Genomic DNA, 21,766 nt, shown 5'->3' on the forward strand with positions numbered 1-21,766 from the left:
GAGTGGCGACAGTCGCCGGAGCGACCATCGCCACTCACGGATCCCGCCCGACGCGCGCACGAGTGCCGGTCAGCGCTGGTGCGAACCCGCCGGGGCCCCCGCCCCGTGCGCGAACGACGACGACTCCGCGCCCCGCTGCGGCGACGGCTGCTTCTCCAGCCGTGCGAGCGCGCGACCCAGGTCGTCGAGCAGCAGCCCGGCGAGGTCGTGGGAGAACCCGTTGCGCACGACGATCCGCAACGCGGCCAGGTCCTCCCGGTTCGCGGGGAACGTGTAGGCGGGGACGAGCCAGCCCGCCTCGCGCAGTGCCGCGGACAGGTCGAACGCCGAGAACGGCGCCTCGGCGTCGACGGTGAACGCGAAGACCGGGAGCTCGGAGCCGTCGGTGAGCAGCGACAGCCGGTCGAACTCCGCGATCCGAGAGGACAGCGACCTCGCGACGTCGCGACAGGTCTGCTGGACGCGGCGGTAGCCGTCCATGCCCAGCCGCAGGAAGTTGTAGTACTGCGCAATGACCTGGCCGCCGGGGCGGGAGAAGTTCAGCGCGAAGGTCGGCATGTCCCCGCCGAGGTAGTTGACCCGGAAGACCAGCTCCTCGGGCAGTGCGGCGGCGTCGCGCCACAGCGCCCAGCCGACGCCGGGGTAGACCAGCCCGTACTTGTGCCCGGAGGTGTTGATCGAGGCGACCCGGTCGAGCCGGAAGTCCCACTCCAGGTCGGGGTCGCAGAAGGGCGCGACCATCGCCCCCGACGCGCCGTCGACGTGCACCGGGATGTCGATCCCGGTGCGCTCCTGCAGGTCGTCGAGCGCCGCGCAGACCTCGGCGACGGGCTCGTAGCTGCCGTCGAACGTGGACCCGAGGATGACCGCGACGCCGATGGTGTTCTCGTCGCACTGCGCGACTGCCTCCGCCGCGCCCAGGTGCAGCCGGTCGCCGTCCATCGGCACCAGCCGCGGCTCGACCTCGAAGAAGTTCGCGAACTTGTCCCAGCAGATCTGGACGTTGACGCCCATGACGATGTTGGGCCGGTCCGTCGGCCTGCCGGCCGCCCGGCGGGCGATCTGCCAGCGCCGCTTGAGCGCGAGCCCGCCCAGCATGCACGCCTCGGAGGAACCGGTCGTCGAGCAGCCGACGGCGTGCTCCGGGTCGGGAGCGTTCCACAGCGTCGCGAGCATCCGCACGCAGCGTGCCTCGAGGTCGGCCGTGCGCGGGTACTCGTCCTTGTCGATGACGTTCTTGTCGAACGACTCCGTCATCAGCCGCTCGGCGTGCGGCTCGGCCCATGTCGTCACGAACGTCGCGAGGTTGAGCCGCGCGTTGCCGTCGAGCATCAGCTCGTCGTGCACGACCTGGTAGGCGATCTCGGGGTCGAGCCCCTGGTCGGGCAGCGCGAACCGCGGGATCGAGATCGGCTCGCGGGCGAAGATCGGGTTGACGGGGACGTCCGACCGGTGACCACCGGTCTCCGACGGTGGCTGCGCGATGGGCATGTCGGAACGGTAGGGGAGAAATGGATGTTGGCGCGTCGGCCCGGTCGGGTGAAGACTGCCGTGATGGACGCCGACCCGGCCGCGACGACCGTCGCCGGCGCGTCCGGCGCCGAGGAGCGCGAACGTGCCGTCGCCGACCAGGCGCTGGCCGTCGCCGCGGCCTGGTCCCCGCCCGACGCCCCGCCCAGCTGGTGGCTCACCGCCGCGATCCTCACCGCGATCGCCCGCGACGACGTGCTGCGCGCGGTCGCCGCCGGGATCCCCGCCGACCGCGTCCCGGCACTGCTGCTGTCGGCGGCGCTCGTCCGGCTGGCCGGGCAGCGTCCCGACGACCCGGTCGCGCGCTACCTCCCGCGTCCCGGCGGGGAGCAGCCGCCCGACGACGGCGGTTTCCCGGCGGCGGTGGCGGCGTTCGCCCGCGCCGAGCGCGACGAGCTGGCCCGGCTGTGCGCCGGGCACCGCTACCAGATGAACGAGGTCGCGCGGTGCCTCGACGTCGTCCCGGTGCTGGGCCGGATCGCCGCGCGCGACGGCCGGCCGCTCGCGCTGGTCGACCTCGGTACCGGCGCGGGCCTGGCGCTGCACCTGGACCGCTACGCCTACCGCTACCGGCTCGCCGACGGCACCTCGCTGACGTGCGGTGACCCCGGCGCGACGGTCCGGCTGGAGTGCGCGGTGCGCGGTGTCGCGCCCGTCGTGCCCGACCGGGTCCCGCCGATCCTGGGCCGCGTGGGCATCGACGTCGAACCGCACGACCTGGCCGACCCGCAGACCTACGGCTGGCTCGCGGCGTGCGTCCCGCCGGAGGCGACGGCGGTGACCCGGTTCGCGGCCGCGGCGGCGATCACCCGGTCGGAGGGTGCCAGGGCGGTCCGCGGTGACGTCCTGGACGTGCTGCTCGACGCCGTCGCCGGGATGCCCGAGGAGGCGACGGTCTGCCTGCTCGACACCTACGTCCACGTCTTCCTGCCGCCCGACCGCCTCGCCCGCTTCGACGCCCTGCTCGACCACCTGAGCCGCCGCAGGCAGATCGAGTGGATCTCCGTCGACCCGCTGGTGCCGTTGGGGCCGGACGCGACGACGACCGTGCAGGGCCTGGACGTGCCCGCCGGCTGGCTGGAGGACAACCGGGCAGGCGGGGTCTTCGGCGTCGTCGGGCACGTGTCGGTGCGCGACGGCGTGCGCACGGGACAGGTGCTGGGCCGCTCGCATCCGAGCGCGGCGTGGCTGGAGTGGCTGGACCGGCCCGCGGAGCGCACCAGGCCCGGAGGCCGGATCAGGGGAACGTGAACGTGTAGCCCTGCGCGGACAGCCAGGGCAGCAGCCGCTCGAGCGCGGCGACGGTCTGCGAGCGGTTGCCGCCGCCGTCGTGCAGGAGCACGATCGCGCCCGGGTGCACCTGCTTCTGCACGGCGGCGACGATGGCGTCGACACCGGGACGCTTCCAGTCTCGGGGATCGACCGACCAGCCGAGCGGCTGCAGGTTGCGGGTGGCGGCGTCGGTGAGCATGGTCGGCGACCAGTAGCCGCCGGGCGCGCGGAAGTACTCGACGTCGGCACCGGGCACGTGCTCGGCGCGGTCGCGGACGTCCACGATCTCGGCCACCACCGTCGACTCCGCGCGCGTGGACAGCGACTCGTCGTGCGTCCGCGAGTGCGAGCACATCCGCATACCCGCCGCCGCGACCATGGCGACGGTCTCGGGATGCGCCGCCATCACGTTGCCGATCTGACAGAACGTGGCGACGGCGCCGTGGCTGCGCAGCACGTCGAGGATGCGGGGTGTCCAGGTCGGGTCGGGGCCGTCGTCGAACGTCAGGGCGACCGTCCGGGCCCCCGGCTGCCCGCGCACCTCGGTGAGGACCTTCGGCACCGCCTGGACGACGACGGGCGCCGGCGGCGGCGGGGGCGGGGGCGTGACCGCGCGGAACGGTGAGTCGGGCGCGGTGAGGAACGTGACGAGGCCGAACACCAGTGCGGTGAGCACGGCCGACGCGGCGTTCAGCCGGGGTCGGCCGGGAGCCGCCGGCGTCACCGGCCGGATCTGCGCGTGCGTCGTCACGTCCTGCACTCGGCCGAGTTTGACCCGATCAGGGCATCAAGTCCGACCGACACGCCGTGGCCGGGGTCACCCCTCCCCGGATGCGCGAGCGGGGTCGTCGCTCGGGGCGGGCCGCTCGGCGCCGCCGTCGCGCCCGACGTCGCAGGGGCCGTCGTGCAGGTGGCCGTCGTGCCGGTGGGTGTCGTCCTGGACGGGCCGGTGCGTGTCGTGGAGCAGGCCGGGCGGCCCGATCTCGATGTGGGCACTCGTGTGCCGGCGCTCCGGCGGGCGCGCGAGCCAGTCGACGATCCGGTCCCACCGGTCGCGGCGCCCGGGCGGGAAGCGACGTTCGGCACGCTCGCGCTTGCGTGAACCGGGCTTGTACCAGCGCCGTGCCCAGTACGACCGCGGCCGCGCCAGCCGGCAGGCCCCGACCAGCGCGACGACCGGCACGAACACCCCGATGATCCCCATGATGTTCCGGCCCTTGAGGATCGCCATCGCGGCGAACACCAGGTTGACGACGATGTTCACCGCCACCAACGGCGCTCCGACGCCGGGGTCGCTGTCGTTGAACGGGTTCGACCCGACGAGCAGCAGGATGCCGATGACGACGGCGATCATCACGGCGTCGACCGACCGGCGGCCCTCCTCGGCCCAGTAGACGTCGTCGAGGCGCAGCCAGAGGGCGAACTCGTCGAGCGTGAGCGCGGCGCCCGCCCCGAACACGACGGCGACGACCTGCACCCACGGTGCCTCGGGCTGGTAGGTCAGCTCGGCGGTCCCGGCCCCGATCATCATGAAGATGCCGTAGACCTGGTGGTGGATGTGCACCCCGCCGATCGTGGTGTCCCGGAACGGTCCCCGGCCGCTGGCGATCATCCGCGTGATCACCCGGGTCACGACGAACGTCACCACGAACGACGCGAGCAGCCACGCGACGAGCTCGCGGCCCTCACCGATCGGCTGCAGCTCGATATTGATCTGCACGGCCGAAAGCCTCCCACCCGGGCGGCCCGGGAGAAAGCAGATCGGTCAGGCGGGGACGCTCGTGCGTGCCAGCGCGACCGGCAGCGACGCCCAGCCGCGCAACGTCCGGGTCGGGCGCCGCCGTCCCGGACCGGCCGGCGCCAGGTCGGGGAAGCGCTCGAACAGCGCCCGCAGCGCCACCTCGCCCTCCATCCGGGCCAGCCCCGCGCCCAGGCAGTAGTGGATGCCGCTGGAGAACGCGATGTGGTCGCCCGCGTTGGCGCGGGTGACGTCGAAGCGGGTGGGGTCGTCGAACACCGCGGGATCGCGGTTCGCCCCGCCCAGCTGGACGACGACGACCGTGCCCGCGCGGATCGTCGTGCCGAGCACCTCGGTGGTGGCGTGCGCCATCCGGCCGGTGCGTTGGACGGGCGAGTCGATGCGCAGCATCTCGTCGACGGCGTTGGGCCACAGCGACGGGTCGTCGCGCAGCAGGGCGAGCTGGTCGGGGTGCTGCATGAGCAGTGCGGACCCGCTGCCGATGAGGTTGACCGTCGTCTCGAAGCCCGCGGCGAGCAGCAGCATCGCGATGCTGCTCAGCTCGTCCTCGGTGAGGCCGCCCTCCTCGTCGTGCACGCCGACCAGCGCCGAGAGGATGTCCTCACCGGGGTTCGCGCGGATCCGGTCGAAGTGGCCCAGCATCCAGGCGTGCAGGGCGTCGATGTCGCGCTCGGTGCGGCGGAACTCGGCGAGGGTCAGCCCCATGTCCAACGACAGCGCCCCGCCCTCGCCCCAGCGCAGGAACTGGTCGCGCATGTCCAGCGGGGCGCCGAGCATCTCGGCGATCACCGTCGCGGGCAGCAGCGCGGCGTAGTCGGCCACGAGGTCGGCGGTTCCGCCGGGACGGGCGGCCAGGTCGTCGAGCAGGCCGGCGGCGATCTCCTCGGTGCGCCGGCGCAGCGCGGCGACGGCGCGGGCACTGAACGCGCGGGTGACGAGCTTGCGGTAGCGGGTGTGGTCGGGCGGGTCGGCCGCGAGCATCGACGGCGGCTGCACCGGCCCCAGCGCCCAGCGCCCGCCGGCCCTGACGGCCAGCCGGACCGGGCCGGGCAGGTTCTCCGGCATCCGCATTCCGACGCCGAAGTCCTTGCTGCGCAGCACTTCTGTCGCGACGTCGTGGTGGGCGGAGGTGAGTGCGAGCCCCGTGTCGACGAACCGGCCGCGGGCACGCAGCTCCTCGTAGAAGGGGTACGGCTCGGCGAGCACCTCGGGATCGAGCATCAGCCGCGCGCCGAGCTCCCCGGCCCGCGCCCGCTTCCCGACGGCCCGGCGCACGACGCCGTGCCGCAGCCCCCACCTGATCACGCGTCGCGGTCCACCCGAAGCCGCCATGTCCGCCTCCTCGATCGGGTCGGACCTCAACTTACCGGCGGTAACTTATGGCGTAAAGCGGCTTCAGCGGGCTCTCAGCACGGGTGGTGCGGCGCACGCCGCCCACAACGGACAGCGGCGCTCGGGTAGGAACGTGAGGTGTCCGCCCCCGCGCCGAGTCTGCTCGCCGTCAGCGACCTGCACGTCCGCCACCGCGAGAACCGCGAGATCGCCGCGCGGCTGGCGCCGGGGCATCCCGACGACTGGCTGATCGTCGCCGGCGACGTGGGGGAGCAGGTCGACGAGGTCGTCGCGACACTGGCCGACCTGCGCGAGCGCTTCGCCCGGGTGCTCTGGGTGCCGGGTAACCACGAGCTGTGGACGCGACCCAAGGAGGCCGACGCGCTGCGCGGGGAGGAGCGGTACCGACGGCTGGTGGAGCGGGCCCGTGCCGCCGGGGTCGACACCCCGGAGGACCCGTACCCGGTGTGGACCGGCGCGGACGGGCCGATCGTCGTCGCGCCGCTGTTCCTGCTCTACGACTACACGTTCCTGCCCCCCGGGACCACCACCCCCGAGGAGGGCCTCGCGGCGGCCCGGGAGGCGGGAGTCGTCTGCACCGACGAGTTCCTGCTGCACCCGGACCCCTACCCGACCCGCCAGGCCTGGTGCGACGCACGGATCCGCGCAACGGAGGAGCGGCTCGCGGCGCTCGATCCCGGGCTGCCGACAGTGCTGGTCAACCACTGGCCGCTCACCCGGCGGCCGACGGCGATCCTGCGCTACCCGGAGTTCTCGCTGTGGTGCGGCTCGACCCGGACCGCCGACTGGCACGTCCGGTTCCGGGCGCGGACCGTCGTCTACGGCCACCTGCACGTGCCCCGGGTGAGCTGGCAGGACGGCGTGCGCTTCGTCGAGACGTCGCTCGGCTACCCGCGCGAGCAGCGGTTCCGGGAGGAGCGGGGCATCCGCACGGAACCGCTGCCGCGCCGAATCCTGCCGCTGCCGCCCCAGGAACCCGATCCCCTGGAGCGCTACGACAAGCCCCTGTGAGTGGCGAATGGTCGCGCTGGCGACCATCGCCACGCACGAGCGGTCAGCGCCGGCGGTCGCCGTAGCGGCGGCGGAACTTCTCGACGGCCCCCGCCTCGTCGAGCACGCGCGTCGTGCCCGTCCAGAACGGGTGCGAGTAGCTCGTGACGTCGACGTTGACCAGGGGATAGGTGTTCCCGTCGGACCATTCGATCGTCCGGTCGGACGTCGCGGTCGACCGCGTCAGGAAGGCGTCGCCGGTGGACCGGTCCTGGTAGACGACGGGGCGGTACTCGGGGTGGATGCCGGTGCGCATGTCGCGTCCTCTCGTTCGTTCCTGCACCCGGCAACGCATCCGACAACGGTTTTCATTCCGGGACGCGCGGCTCAGCCCAGCAGCCGCTGGAGGTCGTCGAGCACCTTCCCGGCGCCGACGGGACCCAGCCCGAGGAACCAGACCTCGTCGTCGACGGGCCGGACGTGGTCGGCCCGCACCGCGGACAGCCCCTTCCACAGCGCGCTGTCCAGGACCGCCGGCTGCGCTGTCTGCTCGGGCGGCCCGTAGCTGGAGTAGAAGATCCGGTCGCCGTCGGCCTGGTCGATGCGCTCGGCCGAGATCTCGGCGGCGAGCTCGTCGAAGTTCTGGGTCTTCGGCCGCGGCAGCCCGACGTCGGACAGGATGACGCCGATGAACGAGAGGTTGCCGTAGAGCCTGATCCGGCCCGGCATGAACCGCACCATCGAGATGGTCGGGGGCGCGGCCGCGACCTCGGAGCGCACCTCGTCGGCCCGGTGCTGGTAGTCGTTGAGGATGCGCACCGCGGCGTCCTCCTCGCCCGTGGCGGCCCCGACGAGCAGGAAGTTCTCCTTCCACGGGAAACCGGGGCGGATGCTGAACACCGTCGGCGCGATGGCCGAGAGCCGGTCGTAGAGCTGGTCGGCGCGCAGCTTGCTGCCGAGGATCAGGTCCGGCCTGGCGGCGGCGATCGCCTCGAGGTTGAGGTTGTTCGTGTCGCCCGCCGTCGCGGTGCCTGCCGTCTTCTCCGCGAGGTAGCTGGGCGGGGTGTTGTTCGGGTTCGCCATGACGACGGGCGTGAGGCCGAGGGCGATGACGTCGTCGAGCTCGCCGCTGTCGAGCACGGCGATGCGCTGCGGCTTCTTCTCCAGCCTCGTGGTGCCGGCCGCGTGGGTGATCGTCCGCGGGAAGACGCCCGGCGCGACGTCGGCGCTGAACGCGGCCGTCGCCTCGTCGGCCGTGGCGAAGAGCGTCCCGCCCGTCGCGACGTCGGTGTTGCCGGGGCGAGTGTCCTGGGAGGGGCCGGAGCAGGCGGCGACGGCGAGGGCGAGCAGGGCGGCCGCGGCTGCGCCGGCCCGGCGCAGCCGTCGACGCGGACGGGACGTCGTCGTATCGGTCACCGGATGAGGTTAGCCATCCCTCACTTCGCCGGGAAGGCGGGCGTGGCCGAGGGCGTCCAGCTGTCGGTGGCCCGGATCGCCGCGGGAACGTCACCGGGTGTTGCGACGCCGGTCCACCCCGCCGGGCGGCGCCGTCGACCAGAATAAGCCGGCACGTGCCCGACGTGGCCCGAGGAGAGCGGTGAGCGAGCGACCGAGTGAACGGCGGCGCGAGCCGAAGCCGCTACTGCGCACCCGTATCGGCTCCGGTCGCGGCGCCATGGAGCAGCCCAACGCGACCGGGGACGAGGACGTCCGGCTGACCGCCCGGTTCTGGGTCGCGGTAGTGCTGACCGGGATCGGCGCCGGCCTCGCGGGCATCGTCCTGATGACGGTGCTGTACACCGTGCAGGGCCTCGCCTACGGCCCGGCCGCCGCCTCGCCGACCGTCGACATCGACGCCGTCGTCGCGGCCACCTCCTGGCAGCGCCGGGTGATCCCGCTGCTCGTCGGCGGCGTCATCGCGGGAGTGGGCTGGTACCTGCTGCGGAAGTGGACCGCGGGCCAGCGCTCGGAGGTCGACGACGCGATCTGGGCAGGCGACGGGAAGCTGTCCGTCCCGCGCAGTACCGGGACCTCGCTGCTGTCGGAGATCGTCGTCGGGCTCGGCGCGTCCCTCGGCCGGGAGGCGGCGCCGAAGCTGATGGGCGGGGTGTTCGGCAGCGTCGTCTCGGGATGGACCGGTCTCGACGTCGGCCAGCGCCGGCTGCTCGTGGCCTGCGGGGCCGGCGCCGGCGTCGCCGCGGTCTACAACGTCCCGCTCGCGGGCGCCCTTTTCACCGCGGAGGTGCTGTGCGGGACGGTGCGCCTCCCGGTCATCCTGCCGGCACTCGCGACGTCGGCGATCGCCACGCTCGTCGGCTGGATCCACCTGCCCACCGAGGCGACCTACCCCGGCATCCCCGACTACTCGTTCGCCCTCCCCGAGGTCGGCTTCGCGCTCCTCGCGGGCCCGCTCGTCGGGCTGACGGCCGTCGGGTTCGTCCGGTTGATCGCCTGGGTCTCGCACCGACGGCCACCCGGACGCTGGGCGCTCGTCGCGCCGCTCGGGGCGTTCGCGGTGCTGGCGGCGCTCGGCCTGGTGTGGCCGCAGCTCTACGGCAACGGGCAGGCCATCGTGCGCGACGCGTTCCTCGGCATCGGGACGATCGGGCTGTTCGCGGTGCTCGGCGTCCTCAAGCCGCTCGTCACGACGCTGTGCCTGGGCAGCGGCGCCGCGGGCGGGCTGCTGACGCCGACGCTGGCCACCGGTGCCGCGCTCGGCGCGTGCCTCGGCGGGCTGTGGGCGCTGCTGTGGCCGGGTGCGCCGGTGGGCGCGTACGCGATGCTGGGCGCGGCCGCGATGCTCGGCGCCGGGATGCAGGCGCCGCTCGCCGCGCTCGCACTCGTGCTGGAGCTGACCAACAGCGGGTTCGCGATCATGGTGCCGGCGGCGATCATCACCTTCCTGGCGACGGCCGTCGCCCGCTGGGTCGACGGCTACTCGATCTACTCGGCCCGGCTCTCGGAGGTGCCGGAGCCGCGCTGACCGCGGTCCCGGGGGAGGTGGGCCGCATCGGCGCCTGCTCGCGGGGAACGACGCGGGCCCTGGCGCCGTCGATGCCGCGCCTGCGCCGGGTCCGGGCGGCCGATCGTCCCGCACTCACGGACCGGCGTTCTCGGCGGGGCCCGCGCGGGTCAGTTCCCGGGAGCCGGCGGCAGGCCGGTGTAGGTGGGGGTGAGGGCCTGCTCCGGCGTCAGCCCGAAGCCGAGGTTCGGGCCGTAGAGCGCCATCGCGAGCGCCTGGAACATGAGCGTGGGCGTGATGCCGTTGGGCTGCTTGGTGGCGACGACCTCGATCGTCGTGTGCCGGGAAGGCGAGTACATGGTGATCGACTCGTAGCCGGGGAAGCTGCCCTCCTTGCCGATGAACCCACCGGACTCGACGAAGCCGAGCCCCTGGAACCACCGCCCGGAGCCGTTGTAGCCGTCGGGGAAGACGTAGGGGATCGGGTTCCTCGTGGCCTCCCGCCACACCTGCGGCTCCAGCAGGGCACCGGTCCCCAGGGCCCGGGACCAGACCCGCAGGTCCGAGAGGGTGGACACCATCCCGCCCGACGCGCCGACGCAGGACTGGTGCAGGGGGGTGACGTCGTCGGACGCCACTCCCGGCGCCACGGAGGACAGGACCCCGCCGGTCCCGTATCCGTGGGTGAAGGGCGTGCTCAGGCCGTTCCCGGAGGTGGGCAGGAAGGTGCGGTGCATCCCGAGGGGTTCGGTGATGCGTGTGCGGATGGCGGTGCTGATGTCCAGCCCCGTGGTCAGCTCCACGACGCGCCCGAGCAGGTCGTAGCCGTAGTTGCTGTAGGACCACGTCTCGCCCGGCGCCGCGACGGGCGGCTCCGCCGCGCCGGCCGCGAGCACGTCCGCCTCGGTGCACCCGGTGGCCAGCTTGGCGACGTTCTCCTCCTGGAGCAGGAACCCGGTGCTGAGACCGCTGGTCATGGTCAGGAGCTGGCGGATCGTGATCCGGTCACCGTTGGGCACCCCGGCCACCCACCGCGAGATGCGGTCGTCGAGCCCCACGCGCCCCTCTCCGACGAGCTGCAGGATGAGGTTGCCCGTGAAGGCCTTGGTCTGGCTGGCGATCTTGAACTGCATGTCCGGGGCGATCGGCGCCCCGGTCGTGAGATCGGAGACGCCCGTCGCGCTGACGAAGTTCCCCTCGGGGCTCCAGATTCCGACCAGGACGCCGGGGGTGTGGTTCGTGTCCTGGAACCGGGCGACGATGCGCTGGACCTCGGCCAGCGTCGGCGGGTCGAGGGATCGGTCGGCGCTGTGTCCTCCGCCTGTCGTCGGCGCGGCATCCGCCGCGGCCGGGCTCGCGACCGCCGCCGTCAGTGCGACCGTGAGGCCCACAGCGCCTATGTACCGAACCCACGATCGGCCCATGAACCCGCTCCTTCGGCGCCCGAGGCGACCCGACGCGGGACGCCACGTACCGTCTACCGCGCCGGAGATCGGTCCATAAGTGCCAGTTGGTCCATTGTGTCCGGAGCATCCGGCCAGGTCGTCCCTCAGGTCGCTGCCTGTCGCCGCGCGCGGACGCAGCGCGACTACCGCGCTCATGCCCCTGCGACATGGGCCGGCGGCCGCTCGCGGCGATGACTTCCGGGACGCGCGACGGTCCGTACATCCATGACCGAGACCGCAGGCAAGGTCCGCCTCTACATGTCGATCTCGGTCGACGGGTTCATCACCGGCCCGGACGACGGCCCTGGTCAGGGGCTCGGAGTGGACGGGGAACGACTGCACGCGTGGCTGCGCGACGGTGGGGTCGACCCGGCCTCGTACCGTCCGGCCGCAGATGTGGACGCCGAGGTGTTCGACGAGCTGATGGCCACCGGCGCGGTCGTCACCGGGCGCCGCACGTTCGAGCACGCCGGGGGATGGGCCGGCGATCACCACGACGGCGTTCCGGTGTTCGTCCTGACCCGCTCGGTCCCCGACGGGCCCGCGCCCGGGCACGCGCGGTACGTCACCGACGTCCGGTCCGGTGTGGCGCAGGCGAGGGCGGCCGCCGGCGACCGGGACGTCATGATGCACGGCGCCTCGGCTGCGCAGGCGTGTCTGGCGGCCGGTCAGCTGGACGAGATCGAGCTGCACGTCGTACCGGTGCTGCTCGGGGGCGGGCGGCGGCTGTTCGACGGCCTGCCGCCGGGCCGGGTGGAGCTCGAACTGGTGCGGTCCCTCGAGGGTGCGGGCGTGCTGCACCTGCGCTACCGGGTCGTGGGGAGTGACCGGTGACGGGTCGCATCCGCGTGGACATGACGTCAGCGTCGGACGGCTACGTCGCCGGTCCCGACGACGGGCCGGACGCGCCGCTGGGGACCGGCGGGTTCCGGCTCGTCAACTGGCTCGACAAGCGGGCCGACCCCGGGCCGAGCGGCGAGGTGTAGGCGCAGGCCCTGTCCACCCGGGCGCTGATCTCCGGCCGTCGGACGTACGAGCTGGCGGGCCGCTGGGGCGGCGACCACCACGACGGCGTGCCGATCTTCGTGCTGACCCACGAGGTTCCCGACGAGACGCCGCCGGGCACGGTCCGCTACGTCACCGACCCGGCCGAGTGTGCGGCGCTGGCCCGGGCCGCGGTCGGCGACGGGGTCGCGATGGTGCACGGCGCCGGGGCGACGCAGGCCCTCCTGCGCACCCGCGATGTCGACGACCCCGGCCAGCACGTCCTGCACCTGCGTTACCGCGTCCTGCCCGCGTGAGTGGTGCCCTGTGAGTGGCAATAGTCGCGATAGCGACTATTGCCACTCACGAGGCCGGGGGCATACGAAAAAGGCCCCCTGTCCGGACCGGACAAGGGGCCTTCCTCGGGTGGTGGGCGATACTGGGATTGAACCAGTGACCTCTTCCGTGTCAAGGAAGCGCTCTCCCACTGAGCTAATCGCCCGAGGCGGAGGCGGGAATCGAACCCGCGTACAGGGCTTTGCAGGCCCTTGCCTAAGCCACTCGGCCACTCCGCCCGATCCTCCGGATCGCTCCGGTGGTTCGAGACCTGGAGGTCCAGAAGTTGACTCGAGGTTCCTCCGAGCGGACGACGGGATTCGAACCCGCGACCCTCACCTTGGCAAGGTGATGCGCTACCAGCTGCGCTACGTCCGCATGTGCACCGTGTCGGTGCGATGGGGAAACATTAGCGCAGGCCCGGGGGGTCGTTTCAAGCACCCCCCGCACGGGCCTGCGCGCGGCCCCTGACCTGCGAGATCAGTCGCGGGCCTTCTCGTCGAGAAGCTCTGTGAGGGCCGCGTCGAAGTCGAGCCACGAATACTCGGCGCCCTCCGGGACGGCCGCATAGGTGTGCTCGAGGAACGACGAGAGCTCCGCGGCGTCGGCGTGGAAGCGGGCGTGGCCCGACGGCGAGGTGAGCACGAGCTCGACCTGACCGTGGCCGATCGGGGCGACCGTGACGTCGCCGTCGCCGGTGGCCTCGGTCAGCCCGTCGGCCAGCAGGTCGCGCGCGAACACCCAGACGACCGGCTGCGAGTTGCCCGTCCGGAATGACGCCTCGACGGCGAACGGGTCCCGGAAGGAGTAGGTCAGCTCGACGTTCACCGTGACCGTCGAGTCGGGAGCGATCAGCTCGAACACCGTCTGCTTGCAGATGATGTTGGTTACGTCGCGCATCGTGCTCCTCTTTCTCGGGTCCCGCCTGGTCCGTCATGCACAAAAACGAGCGTGTCGCGAAGATGTGACGGGTCGACTACGGCGAGTCCGCCCGAAAGATCGGCGAATCTCACCCGGGAGGGTGCGCGCGCCCGCCCGCCGGGCCCACGACCTGGGTGATCGCCGCGCGGGTCGGCCGCCGCCGCCCTACGCTCGAACCGCGCGCCCGGTCGGTGCGAACGTCGAGTGTGAGGACATCCCCGGTGACGGACCAGGCGGACGGAGCGGGCCCGTCCGGTCCGCGTGGCCGGGCGACGGCCGGGGCCGCGGACCCGGCCGACGAGCTGCTCGTGAGCCGCCTGGCCCAGGGCGACACGACGGCGCTGGCCGCCCTCTACGACCGCTACGGCCGCCCGGCGTACTCGCTGGCGCGCAGGCTCTGCGTCGACGAGGGCATCGCCGAGGACGTCGTGCAGGAGGTGTTCCTCGCGGTGTGGCGCGACCCCGGCCGGTTCGACGCCGGACGCGGCGCCTTCGGGTCATGGCTGCTCACGCTCGTGCACCACAAGTCGGTCGACGCCGTCCGCCGCGAGAGCGCCCTGCGTCGTCGCACGGTACCGGCGGCCGACGACGCCGACGAGCGGTCGGCGCCTGCCGGCCCCGGGGCCGACCAGGCCGCGCTCGGCGCCGTCCTCGCCGGGCAGGTCCGCGACGCGCTCGGCACCCTGCCCGCCGAGCAGCGGCAGGCGTTGACGCTCGCCTACTTCGGCGGCTACACCCAGCGCGAGGTCGCCGCGCTGGTCGGCGTCCCGCTGGGGACGGTCAAGTCGCGCATGTTCACCGGCGTGCAGAAGCTGCGCGGGGTGCTGGCGCCGCTCTTCGGTGACGTGGCCGACGACCTGGCCGGGGGTGCGCGATGAGGGCGCGCCGGCCCGGGTGTCCGCGGGTGGAGCAGGCGGTCGGCCTGGTGCTGCACGTGCTGGAGCCTGACGAGGAGATGGAGATCCTCGGTCACCTGCCGACGTGCCCCGACTGCCGGGCCGCCGCCCGTGAGGCGGGGGCGACCCTCGGCGTGCTCGGCGCGTCGGTGGACCAGGCCGATCCACCCGCTCGGCTGCGGGCGGCGATCCTCGACGCCGCCGTGCGCACGCCGCAGCAGCCGTCCGCCTCCCCGGTGCGGCCCACCGGGTCGGTCGCCCCCGCCGCGCCCACCGTGCCCGCCCGACCCGCCCGACCCGCCGGACCCGCCGGGTTCACCCGGCCCACGGTGCCCGGTGCGACCGGGGCTCGCCCCGGCGACGACCGGCCGCCCGCGCTTCCGGGGCACGGTGGCCCGCCCCGGCCGCCCGCGCTTCCGGGGCACGGTGGCCCGCCCCGGCGGTCCGGCCCGCGCCGCGCGCCCCGGGCGCGCACGCGACGACTCGTCGCGGCGGCGCTGGTGCTCGTCGTCGCGGTCGGGCTCGGCGGGCTCGTCGCCCGCACGGTCCAGCTGCAGCAGCAGCGCGACGAGCAGATCGCCCGGACCCAGACGATCTTCGATATGGTCTCGCGGTTCGACAGCCCGGGCACGCGGCACGCCTGGCTCACCGAGGCGCCCGGCGCGACCCCCGTCGCGGCGGTCATGGTCTCGGGGCCGACCCGGCAGATCGTCACCGTCGGGTTGCCCGCGAACTCCGCCGCGACCGACACGTACGTGCTGTGGGGGATGGGTGCGGGTCCACCCCAGGCGGTGGGGACGTTCGACGTCGGATCGGTGGAGAGCGGACCCCACGACATAGGATCGGGCCCGGGCGCGAGCTATGCCGGCTACGCGATCTCGATCGAGCCCGGCCGGACCGCTCCTGCCTCACCGTCGAAGGTCGTGGCGAGCGGGCAGGTGGAGATCTGAGCGAGAAGACCGAGGACGAGCAGGACGAGAAGTCCGGCATCGCCGCGTTCCGGGCGCGGATCGACGAGCATCCGACGTGGCGGCGCGTCTGGCGCATCGGCGTCGGCGTGCTGGGCACCGCCGTGCTCGTCGCGGGGATCGTCGCGATCCCGTACCCGGGCCCCGGCTGGCTGATCGTCTTCGCCGGTCTCGCGATCCTGGCCTCGGAGTTCACCTGGGCCAAGCGCGTCCTGAGCTATGCCCGCGGCAAGTACGACGCCTGGACCGAGTGGCTCGGCCGGCAGCACTGGGCCGTCAAGATCCTGGTCCTGCTGGCGACGGCCGCGATCGTCGTCGCGACGCTGTGGCTGCTCAACGCCTTCCACCTCGTCGCGGGCTGGGTCGGGCTGCAACACTGGACCTGGCTGGAGAGCCCGATCTTCGGGTGATGTAGGGTTGCCGACGGCAGCGGGCGATTAGCTCAGGGGGAGAGCGCTTCGTTCACACCGAAGAGGTCACTGGTTCGATCCCAGTATCGCCCACAGCCGAACGGCCTGGTCAGAGGCTCATCATGAGCCCTGGGACCAGGCCGTTCGTCGTTTCCGGATCCTGAGCGGAGGCTCGCGCCACGCCGGAGCGGGACCGGGGTCGGCCGGCTCGTCGTCGTCCGGATCGTCGCGCGCCCGGCAGTTCCGTGCCTGTCGAGATCGCCTCGGGCCCGCCCCCTGTGGCGCGGCGGCCGGCGGGGTCCGGCTGATGCTCGGCCGCTCGCTAGCGGACCTCCGCCATCGGGTTCCACTCCGTCAGCCCGGTCACGTCGTTCTCCCGCATGGCGCGCAGATAACCGTGAACGCCGCGACCACCTTTCACGCTGCCGTGATGGCACGCCAGTGTCATCGGATCCGTCGCCTCGATCTTGTCGAGCGCGGAGTCGAGGTGGCGCTTCGACGGAAAGATTCCGATCATCCGGTACGCGTCGAGCATCGCGTCGCTCTCGTCGCGATCGGTCACCGCCGGACCCTCGCCGAGGGAGATGAAGACGTCGGAGCAGAACACCGTTCGCGTTGTGTCGTCGTACGCGAGCATCGAGTCCCATTGATGGACGTAGGGCGTGATCAGGAAACGCAGCCGGTGCGATCCGAGGTCGAACGCGGTGCTCTCGTCGACCGCCAGCGGCTCGCGGACGGCGAAGTCGGACAGGTTGACCGCGGCCCCGATCGGGCTGCCGACCGCCTGTGCGTTGGGCGCGCGCTCCAGGAAGTGGTTCAGGGCACCCGACTCATCACCTTCGAGGTGCGGCACCACCACGTAGCGCACGGTGGTCGGGTCGAGCAGGCGGCCCACCGCGTCCCAGGCGTCGTCGAAGGTCTTCCGATAGCCGGTCTCGACCAACGTCGGCTGTTCGTCGCGGATCAGGAAGAAGCTCGTGGTGATCGGATCACCCGGCATCGCACCGAGACCGATGCGGAAGATGTCCGGCGCGATCTCGTCGACAGTGGCCATCTCGGCCCCCCTCTCGAAATGGGCAGGAGCCCACGAGACGGACAAGGGTAGGCCGGACGTCGAGTAGACACCACGGGCCGGAATCATGATCGTCTCGGGCTCGTTCGCAACCGGATGTCGGCCGGGTGCCGAGGTCGCGGACCGGCGGGCGCCGCCTGCCGGGGAACGTTCAGCCGGGGGGCGTAGGCGCTCCAGTCCGGCATCTCGGTGCCGTGGAGGGAGGCCTCCAGACGGTCGAGGTACCAGTTCCAGCCCGCCTCGACGTCGGCCGCACCGAGGCCCGGCGTCAGCCGCTGGGTGAAGACCAGGTTCGTGCCCCCGCCGGCCGGGGCGAGGTCGACCTCGATGTGCCACGCCTGCCCGTCGGGGTCGGGGACCTCGACGACGAGCCGGTGCGGCGGCGCGCACTCGTGGATCGTCACGGTGACCGGATCGGCGACGGCCCCGCCCGCGTCGACCTCGCCCGTGATGGTCAGCTCGACGGTGCCGCCGGGACGGCCGGTGCCGGTGTAGGAGCCGAACCAGCGGGCCAGCCGGGCGGGGTCGGTGAACGCCGCCCAGACCTCCTCGACCGGATCGGGGTAGGTGCGGCGCAGGGTCAGGGTGCGGCGGTCGCCGGGGTCAGGCCGTGCCACGGTGTGCTCCCGTCGGGTCGGCGGCGCGCCGGGCACGACGGCCGCGGTGCAGTTCGGTGTCGAGGGCGTCGAGCCGTGCGGCGGGTCCGGCCGGCGCGGCGTCGGCGGTCAGCGGGCGGAACCGGGCGAGCCAGTCGTCCAGCTCGGCGAGTCCCGCGCGGCGGAGCGTGTAGACGCGGTGCTGGCCCTGCACCGTGGACTCGACGAGCCCGGACTCCCGCAGGACCCGCAGGTGCCGGCTCACCGCAGGCCGCGTGACCGGGAACCGCGCGGCGAGGTCGCCCGCCGTGACCGGCCCCTCGGCGAGGAGTTCGAGGACCTGCCGGCGCAGGGGGTCGGCCAGGACCGTGAACGTCTCCACGCCCACAGATGTAACCGCAGGCGTATTTAACCGACAAGTGCACACGTCTGAGGTGCACCTCGCTGGTGTCCTCCGGACGCCGGTTCGGGGAAGGCCGCTCGACCGTCCTGCGCAGAGGGCGGCGCCGTCACCCCGGTGCCGACGGAGCGACCGGTCCGCTTCCGGTCCGGCGTCCGGGGCCCCGCTCACCCGCGCCGGACGATGCGGCGTCGTCGTCGCATGCAGACGGTGGACGGGCTGCGAGACGTCGTGGAGCGGGCGCCGGGTGGTGGACGTCGTCGTGGCTCGGATCGGGGGTGGGCGATGGCAGGCGAGTCGGACGAGACGGATGCGCCGTCGGAGGTGCCGGGGGCGGACGCGGCGACGCACGCCGCCGTGGCCCTGCGGTCGATGGGGCAGCCGAACTCGGTGGTCGGGGAGTTCGACTTCTGGGACGACGGCTACGAGGGACGACGGCTGTTCTCCGAGGTGCTGGGGACGTTCCTGCTGGTCCTGGTGGCGGTCGGCGGCGGCATGGTCAGCGCTCGCTTCGGCGGCGACGCGGTCCCGTACGGGGCGAAGGTGGTGGCCCCGGCCCTGATGGTCGCCGCCGTCATCCTGTTCATGGGCACGGTCTCCGGCGCGCACCTCAACCCGGCGGTCAGCATCGCGTTCGCAGCGCGCGGTGACTTTCCGTGGCGGCGGGTCCCGGCCTACGTGGTCGCCCAGCTCCTCGGCGCCATCCTCGCGACGCTGCTGCTGATGGCGCTGCTCGGGAAGCAGGGCAGCGCGGGCCTGACCCTGCCCGGCCCCGGCATCTCGGCGACCACCGCGATGCTCTGGGAGATCGTCCTGACCACGGGCCTGGTCAGCGTGATCCTGGGGACCGCCTCGGGGGCGCAGCAGATCGGGCCGTTGGCAGCGATCGGGGTCGGTAGCTACATCGCGCTGGCCGGGCTGTGGGGCTCACCGGTCAGCGGGGCGTCGATGAACCCCGTCCGCTCGCTCGGGCCCGCCATCGTCCTGGGCGACTGGACGGCGTGGTGGGCCTACCTGGTCGGGCCGTTGGTCGGCGCGATCATCGCCGTCGGGTTCGCCCATGTCCTGCGGGGCCGGGGTGGCGGTCGGAGCGGCGCGGCGGCGGCCCAGGGCACCCTGGGCTCGGCGTGGCGGCCCGGTTCCCGGCCCCGGCGCTGACGGCGCGAGAGAGACGGCGCCGAGAGCGAGGGGCTGCCGCAGGCTCCGGATCGGGGCGCCGACCGCGTTCTCGACTCCCGCCGGGCCGCGCCGCCCCCGGTCGACGCGCGCCCCGTCGGGAGTGCTCGAGTGGGTCAGAGGTGGCTGAACCCGCCCGACTCCTGCTTCGTCATGGGAATCGTGACCGGGTGCTTGCCGAAGTGGGCGACGGCGTCCCGGAAGTCGTCGAGCAGCAGGGAGGCCATGTCGCGGCTGACGCCGAGGCGGACCAGGATGCGCTGGACCGCGATGTCCGAGGCGGTCCCGGTGAGGGTGTAGGCGGGCACCTGCCACCCCTTGGTGCGCAGCCGGTCGGCCAGGTCGTACAGGGTGTATCCGGGGTCCTCGCCCTCGCGGATCCGCCACGTGACCGTCGGGATGCCGGTGTCGGGCCTGCTGTCGCACAGCAGCTCGAACGGGCCGAGCTTCACGATCTCGGCGGCGAGGTACTGGCCGACGTCGTACGACGCGTCGTGGATGCGGCGATAGCCCTCGCGCCCGAGCCGGAGGAAGTTGTAGTAGCTCGCGACGATCTGCCCGGCCGGCCGGGAGAAGTTGATCTGGAACACCGGCATGTCGCCGCCCAGGTAGTTGACGTGGAACACCAGGTCGTCGGGCAGCTCGCCGGCGCCGCGCCAGACGACCCAGCCGACACCGAGCGGTGCGAGCCCGAACTTGTGTCCGGAGGCGCTGATCGACTTCACCCGCGGGAGCCGGAAGTCGAAGGCCAGGTCGGGCGCGCAGAACGGGGCGAGGAAACCGCCGCTGGCGGCGTCCACGTGGATGTCGACGTCGAGGCCGGTGTCGGCCTGCAGCTGATCGAGGGCGAGCGCCATGTCGGCCACCGGCTCGTACGCACCGGTGTAGGTGACGCCGAGCGTCGGCACGACCATGATCGTGTTCTCGTCGACCCGTTCGAGCATCGAGGCCGCGTCCATGGCGTAGCTCCCGGGGGCCATCGGGACCTCGCGCATCTCGATGTCCCAGTACCGGGCGAACTTGTGCCACACCACCTGTACCGGGCCGCACACCATGTTCGGGTTGTCCACCGGCTTGCCGGCCGCCCGCCGCTTCGCCCGCCACCGCCACTTGGCGGCCATCCCCGCCAGCATGCACGCCTCCGACGAGCCGATCGCCGAGGCGCCGACGGTGTTGGCCGCCTCGGGCGCGTTCCACAGGTCGGCCATCATGTGCACGCACCGCCGCTCGATCTCGGCGGTCTGCGGGTACTCGTCCTTGTCGATCATGTTCTTGCTGACCGACAGCGCCATCAGGCCCATCACCTCGGGCTCGACCCACGTCTGGCAGAAGGTGGCCAGGTTCTGGCGCGCGTTGCCGTCGAGCATCAGCTCGTCGGACACCAGCTGGGAGACGTCCCGCGGAAGGCTCTCCTCCTGCGGGAACCGGTACTTGGTGACGGGCCTGGTCAGGTCGCGGTCGACGAAGACGCAGTCGTCGAGCTCGTCGCGGACGGTGTCGCGGTCGTGTAGCGGCATTCTCGGCATCCCCTCTGCTCGGCGCCGACCGCGTCGGGCTGCACGGTGGTCACCGCGGGTCGGGGCGCCGCCTGCCTCGAGCACCCCGGTGGGCCCCGACCGTGACCGCCCGCGGCGCGCACCGTCATCACCCGGAGGGGGTGGACCGCGGCAGGGCGGCCCGCCGGGCCGAATCGCCCGGCCCGGGTGGTCCCGACCGCGTGCGGTACCGACGACGATCGACTGGTGAGCCTGGGGGACGCCTTCGAGTTGCCACGGGACGCCCGGGTGCGGGACACGGCCGGGCCTGGGTCCCTGCTCAGCAGGGTGGAGTGGGAGCACGCCGACGGCTCGACCGCCACCTGGGAGTCCCGGCCGGCCCGCAAGCGCGGGTTCGTCGAGGTGGTCCGGGAGGGCACCGTCACGCGGATCTTCGCGCGGCCGGCCGTCGCCGTCCGGCTGCGGCGGTGCAACGACATCTCGGGGGTGTCGTTCTTCCTCGGCGGCGCGCTGTTCACCGTCGGTGCGCTGCTGGCGCAGTACGACGGGGCACCGCTTCCCGTCATCGACCGGACGTTCCTGATCGGCGGGTTCTGGTTCTCCCTCGGCGCCTATGCGGCCCTGGTCCAGGAGCTGAACTCGCCGCGCCGGATCGGCGACGACGGAGCGCTCGTCGCCCGCCCCTGGCGGTGGTGGGCGTACGAGCCGAACCGCCCCGGCTGGGTGGCCGCGTTCGTCCTGTTCTGCGGCACGCTGGCGTTCGCGATCAGCCTCGTCGACGCGTTCGTGTCGGACCTGAGCGCGCGCCAGGTCGACCGGCTGGTCTGGGCACCGGAGGTGGTCGGCTGCATCCTGTTCCTGGTGTCCGGGCACGTCGGGATCATGGAGGTCTGCCACGGCCGGTTCCGCGTGCTGGGCTCGTCGCTGGGCTGGTGGATCGTCGTCGTGAACCAGGTCGGGTCGTGGCTGTTCATGCTGTCCGGGATCGCCGCCTTCGTACGGCCCGTGACCGGCGAGGCGATCAGCGTCGGGGTGGTCAACTGGGGTACCGCCGCGGGCGCGGCCTGCTTCAGCGCGGCGGGGCTGGCCCAGTTGTTCGAGCGGCCCGCGGTCGCGCCTCCGGCCGGCCGGGACCCGGACGCGGCTCCTGCGGGCGAGCAGGTCGACGACGTGACCGAGGAGCGGTCGGGGCCGCGCTGA

The 21,766-nt window shown here is 73.0% G+C and carries 23 protein-coding genes and 4 tRNA genes; 12 read left to right on the forward strand and 15 right to left on the reverse strand.

Going from position 1 to position 21,766, the window contains the following annotated elements; all coding sequences use genetic code 11:
- Nucleotides 1-69 precede the first annotated feature (69 nt).
- A complete protein-coding gene (gene gad, locus PSED_RS10300) occupies nucleotides 70-1,491 on the reverse strand; it encodes a glutamate decarboxylase (protein WP_013674184.1) in 1,422 nt (473 codons plus the stop codon).
- A 63-nt stretch (nucleotides 1,492-1,554) separates the two neighbouring features.
- Between gad (PSED_RS10300) and PSED_RS10305 the strand changes: the two genes are divergently transcribed.
- Complete coding sequence (locus tag PSED_RS10305; RefSeq protein ID WP_049803362.1) at nucleotides 1,555-2,781, forward strand: DUF2332 domain-containing protein; 1,227 nt, start codon at nucleotides 1,555-1,557, stop codon at nucleotides 2,779-2,781.
- Here the strand turns inward: PSED_RS10305 and PSED_RS10310 are convergent.
- The 3 genes from PSED_RS10310 to PSED_RS10320 are packed head-to-tail and all read right to left on the reverse strand — an operon-like array spanning nucleotide 2,768 to nucleotide 5,893.
- On the reverse strand, nucleotides 2,768-3,562 hold the full coding sequence (locus PSED_RS10310; RefSeq protein ID WP_202946362.1) for a polysaccharide deacetylase family protein: 795 nt from the start codon (nucleotides 3,560-3,562) through the stop codon (nucleotides 2,768-2,770). The genes PSED_RS10305 and PSED_RS10310 overlap by 14 nt on opposite strands.
- Nucleotides 3,563-3,619: 57 nt before the next feature.
- Nucleotides 3,620-4,522: a hypothetical protein gene (locus PSED_RS10315; protein WP_013674187.1), complete on the reverse strand. Its 903-nt coding sequence runs from the start codon at nucleotides 4,520-4,522 to the stop codon at nucleotides 3,620-3,622.
- Between the two features lie 45 nt (nucleotides 4,523-4,567).
- Entirely contained in the window at nucleotides 4,568-5,893 is a 1,326-nt protein-coding gene (locus PSED_RS10320; RefSeq protein WP_013674188.1) for a cytochrome P450, read from the reverse strand.
- Nucleotides 5,894-6,031: 138 nt separating this feature from the next.
- On the opposite strand from PSED_RS10320, the gene PSED_RS10325 reads away from it, so the two are divergent.
- Entirely contained in the window at nucleotides 6,032-6,925 is an 894-nt protein-coding gene (locus PSED_RS10325; protein ID WP_013674189.1) for a metallophosphoesterase family protein, read from the forward strand.
- 43 nt (nucleotides 6,926-6,968) lie between these two features.
- Here PSED_RS10325 and PSED_RS10330 read toward each other — a convergent pair whose 3' ends face one another.
- Nucleotides 6,969-7,220: a type B 50S ribosomal protein L31 gene (locus tag PSED_RS10330; RefSeq protein ID WP_013674190.1), complete on the reverse strand. Its 252-nt coding sequence runs from the start codon at nucleotides 7,218-7,220 to the stop codon at nucleotides 6,969-6,971.
- A 71-nt stretch (nucleotides 7,221-7,291) separates the two neighbouring features.
- Nucleotides 7,292-8,320 carry an ABC transporter substrate-binding protein gene (locus PSED_RS10335; protein WP_013674191.1) on the reverse strand — a complete coding sequence of 343 codons (1,029 nt, stop codon included), beginning with the start codon at nucleotides 8,318-8,320 and terminating at the stop codon, nucleotides 7,292-7,294.
- A gap of 181 nt (nucleotides 8,321-8,501) precedes the next feature.
- Here PSED_RS10335 and PSED_RS10340 point away from each other — a divergent pair, with 181 nt between their 5' ends.
- Nucleotides 8,502-9,887, forward strand: a complete 1,386-nt coding sequence (locus PSED_RS10340) for a chloride channel protein (protein WP_013674192.1) — start codon at nucleotides 8,502-8,504, stop codon at nucleotides 9,885-9,887.
- Nucleotides 9,888-10,036: 149 nt separating this feature from the next.
- On the opposite strand, the gene PSED_RS10345 is transcribed toward PSED_RS10340, so the two are convergent.
- Nucleotides 10,037-11,257 carry a serine hydrolase domain-containing protein gene (locus PSED_RS10345; protein ID WP_041759484.1) on the reverse strand — a complete coding sequence of 407 codons (1,221 nt, stop codon included), beginning with the start codon at nucleotides 11,255-11,257 and terminating at the stop codon, nucleotides 10,037-10,039.
- 279 nt (nucleotides 11,258-11,536) lie between these two features.
- Between PSED_RS10345 and PSED_RS10350 the strand changes: the two genes are divergently transcribed.
- The 3 genes from PSED_RS10350 to PSED_RS10355 all read left to right on the forward strand — a co-directional run bounded on the left by PSED_RS10350 (nucleotide 11,537) and on the right by PSED_RS10355 (nucleotide 12,612).
- Nucleotides 11,537-12,145, forward strand: a complete 609-nt coding sequence (locus tag PSED_RS10350; RefSeq protein WP_013674194.1) for a dihydrofolate reductase family protein — start codon at nucleotides 11,537-11,539, stop codon at nucleotides 12,143-12,145.
- 20 nt (nucleotides 12,146-12,165) lie between these two features.
- Nucleotides 12,166-12,297 carry a hypothetical protein gene (locus PSED_RS35280; protein WP_267939119.1) on the forward strand — a complete coding sequence of 44 codons (132 nt, stop codon included), beginning with the start codon at nucleotides 12,166-12,168 and terminating at the stop codon, nucleotides 12,295-12,297.
- 87 nt (nucleotides 12,298-12,384) lie between these two features.
- Entirely contained in the window at nucleotides 12,385-12,612 is a 228-nt protein-coding gene (locus tag PSED_RS10355; protein ID WP_049803363.1) for a hypothetical protein, read from the forward strand.
- 110 nt (nucleotides 12,613-12,722) lie between these two features.
- Here PSED_RS10355 and PSED_RS10360 read toward each other — a convergent pair.
- The 4 genes from PSED_RS10360 to PSED_RS10375 form a co-directional block, all read right to left on the reverse strand.
- A tRNA-Val gene (locus tag PSED_RS10360) sits at nucleotides 12,723-12,797 on the reverse strand.
- Nucleotide 12,798: 1 nt separating this feature from the next.
- Nucleotides 12,799-12,870: transfer RNA gene (locus PSED_RS10365), tRNA-Cys, on the reverse strand.
- A gap of 66 nt (nucleotides 12,871-12,936) precedes the next feature.
- Nucleotides 12,937-13,009, reverse strand: a tRNA-Gly gene (locus PSED_RS10370).
- A 102-nt stretch (nucleotides 13,010-13,111) separates the two neighbouring features.
- Nucleotides 13,112-13,531, reverse strand: coding sequence for an SsgA family sporulation/cell division regulator (locus PSED_RS10375; protein ID WP_013674195.1), 420 nt, complete (start codon nucleotides 13,529-13,531; stop codon nucleotides 13,112-13,114).
- A gap of 242 nt (nucleotides 13,532-13,773) precedes the next feature.
- Here PSED_RS10375 and PSED_RS10380 point away from each other — a divergent pair, with 242 nt between their 5' ends.
- The 4 genes from PSED_RS10380 to PSED_RS10395 all read left to right on the forward strand — a co-directional run bounded on the left by PSED_RS10380 (nucleotide 13,774) and on the right by PSED_RS10395 (nucleotide 15,919).
- Complete coding sequence (locus tag PSED_RS10380) at nucleotides 13,774-14,430, forward strand: RNA polymerase sigma factor (protein WP_013674196.1); 657 nt, start codon at nucleotides 13,774-13,776, stop codon at nucleotides 14,428-14,430.
- Nucleotides 14,431-14,456: 26 nt separating this feature from the next.
- Entirely contained in the window at nucleotides 14,457-15,398 is a 942-nt protein-coding gene (locus PSED_RS10385; protein WP_143770421.1) for an anti-sigma factor domain-containing protein, read from the forward strand.
- A gap of 59 nt (nucleotides 15,399-15,457) precedes the next feature.
- Nucleotides 15,458-15,826 (forward strand): TIGR02611 family protein, encoded by a 369-nt coding sequence (locus tag PSED_RS10390; protein WP_086002800.1) that lies wholly within the window; start codon nucleotides 15,458-15,460, stop codon nucleotides 15,824-15,826.
- Between the two features lie 21 nt (nucleotides 15,827-15,847).
- Nucleotides 15,848-15,919 (forward strand) — tRNA-Val (locus PSED_RS10395).
- Nucleotides 15,920-16,148: 229 nt separating this feature from the next.
- Here PSED_RS10395 and PSED_RS10400 read toward each other — a convergent pair.
- The 3 genes from PSED_RS10400 to PSED_RS10410 form a co-directional block, all read right to left on the reverse strand.
- A complete protein-coding gene (locus tag PSED_RS10400) occupies nucleotides 16,149-16,880 on the reverse strand; it encodes an FprA family A-type flavoprotein (protein WP_013674198.1) in 732 nt (243 codons plus the stop codon).
- A gap of 83 nt (nucleotides 16,881-16,963) precedes the next feature.
- Complete coding sequence (locus PSED_RS10405; RefSeq protein WP_013674199.1) at nucleotides 16,964-17,515, reverse strand: SRPBCC family protein; 552 nt, start codon at nucleotides 17,513-17,515, stop codon at nucleotides 16,964-16,966.
- On the reverse strand, nucleotides 17,502-17,876 hold the full coding sequence (locus PSED_RS10410) for an ArsR/SmtB family transcription factor (protein ID WP_143770422.1): 375 nt from the start codon (nucleotides 17,874-17,876) through the stop codon (nucleotides 17,502-17,504). Before PSED_RS10410 ends, PSED_RS10405 begins: the two co-directional genes overlap by 14 nt.
- A gap of 303 nt (nucleotides 17,877-18,179) precedes the next feature.
- Between PSED_RS10410 and PSED_RS10415 the strand changes: the two genes are divergently transcribed.
- Nucleotides 18,180-19,052: an MIP/aquaporin family protein gene (locus tag PSED_RS10415; protein WP_013674201.1), complete on the forward strand. Its 873-nt coding sequence runs from the start codon at nucleotides 18,180-18,182 to the stop codon at nucleotides 19,050-19,052.
- Nucleotides 19,053-19,186: 134 nt separating this feature from the next.
- Here the strand turns inward: PSED_RS10415 and gad (PSED_RS10420) are convergent, their stop codons facing one another.
- Nucleotides 19,187-20,587: a glutamate decarboxylase gene (gene gad / locus PSED_RS10420; protein WP_013674202.1), complete on the reverse strand. Its 1,401-nt coding sequence runs from the start codon at nucleotides 20,585-20,587 to the stop codon at nucleotides 19,187-19,189.
- 225 nt (nucleotides 20,588-20,812) lie between these two features.
- Between gad (PSED_RS10420) and PSED_RS10425 the strand changes: the two genes are divergently transcribed.
- Nucleotides 20,813-21,766 carry a hypothetical protein gene (locus tag PSED_RS10425; protein ID WP_202946363.1) on the forward strand — a complete coding sequence of 318 codons (954 nt, stop codon included), beginning with the start codon at nucleotides 20,813-20,815 and terminating at the stop codon, nucleotides 21,764-21,766.

Origin of the sequence: Pseudonocardia benzenivorans CB1190 (genome assembly GCF_000196675.2) — a bacterium.
GTDB classification, from domain to species: domain Bacteria; phylum Actinomycetota; class Actinomycetes; order Mycobacteriales; family Pseudonocardiaceae; genus Pseudonocardia; species Pseudonocardia benzenivorans.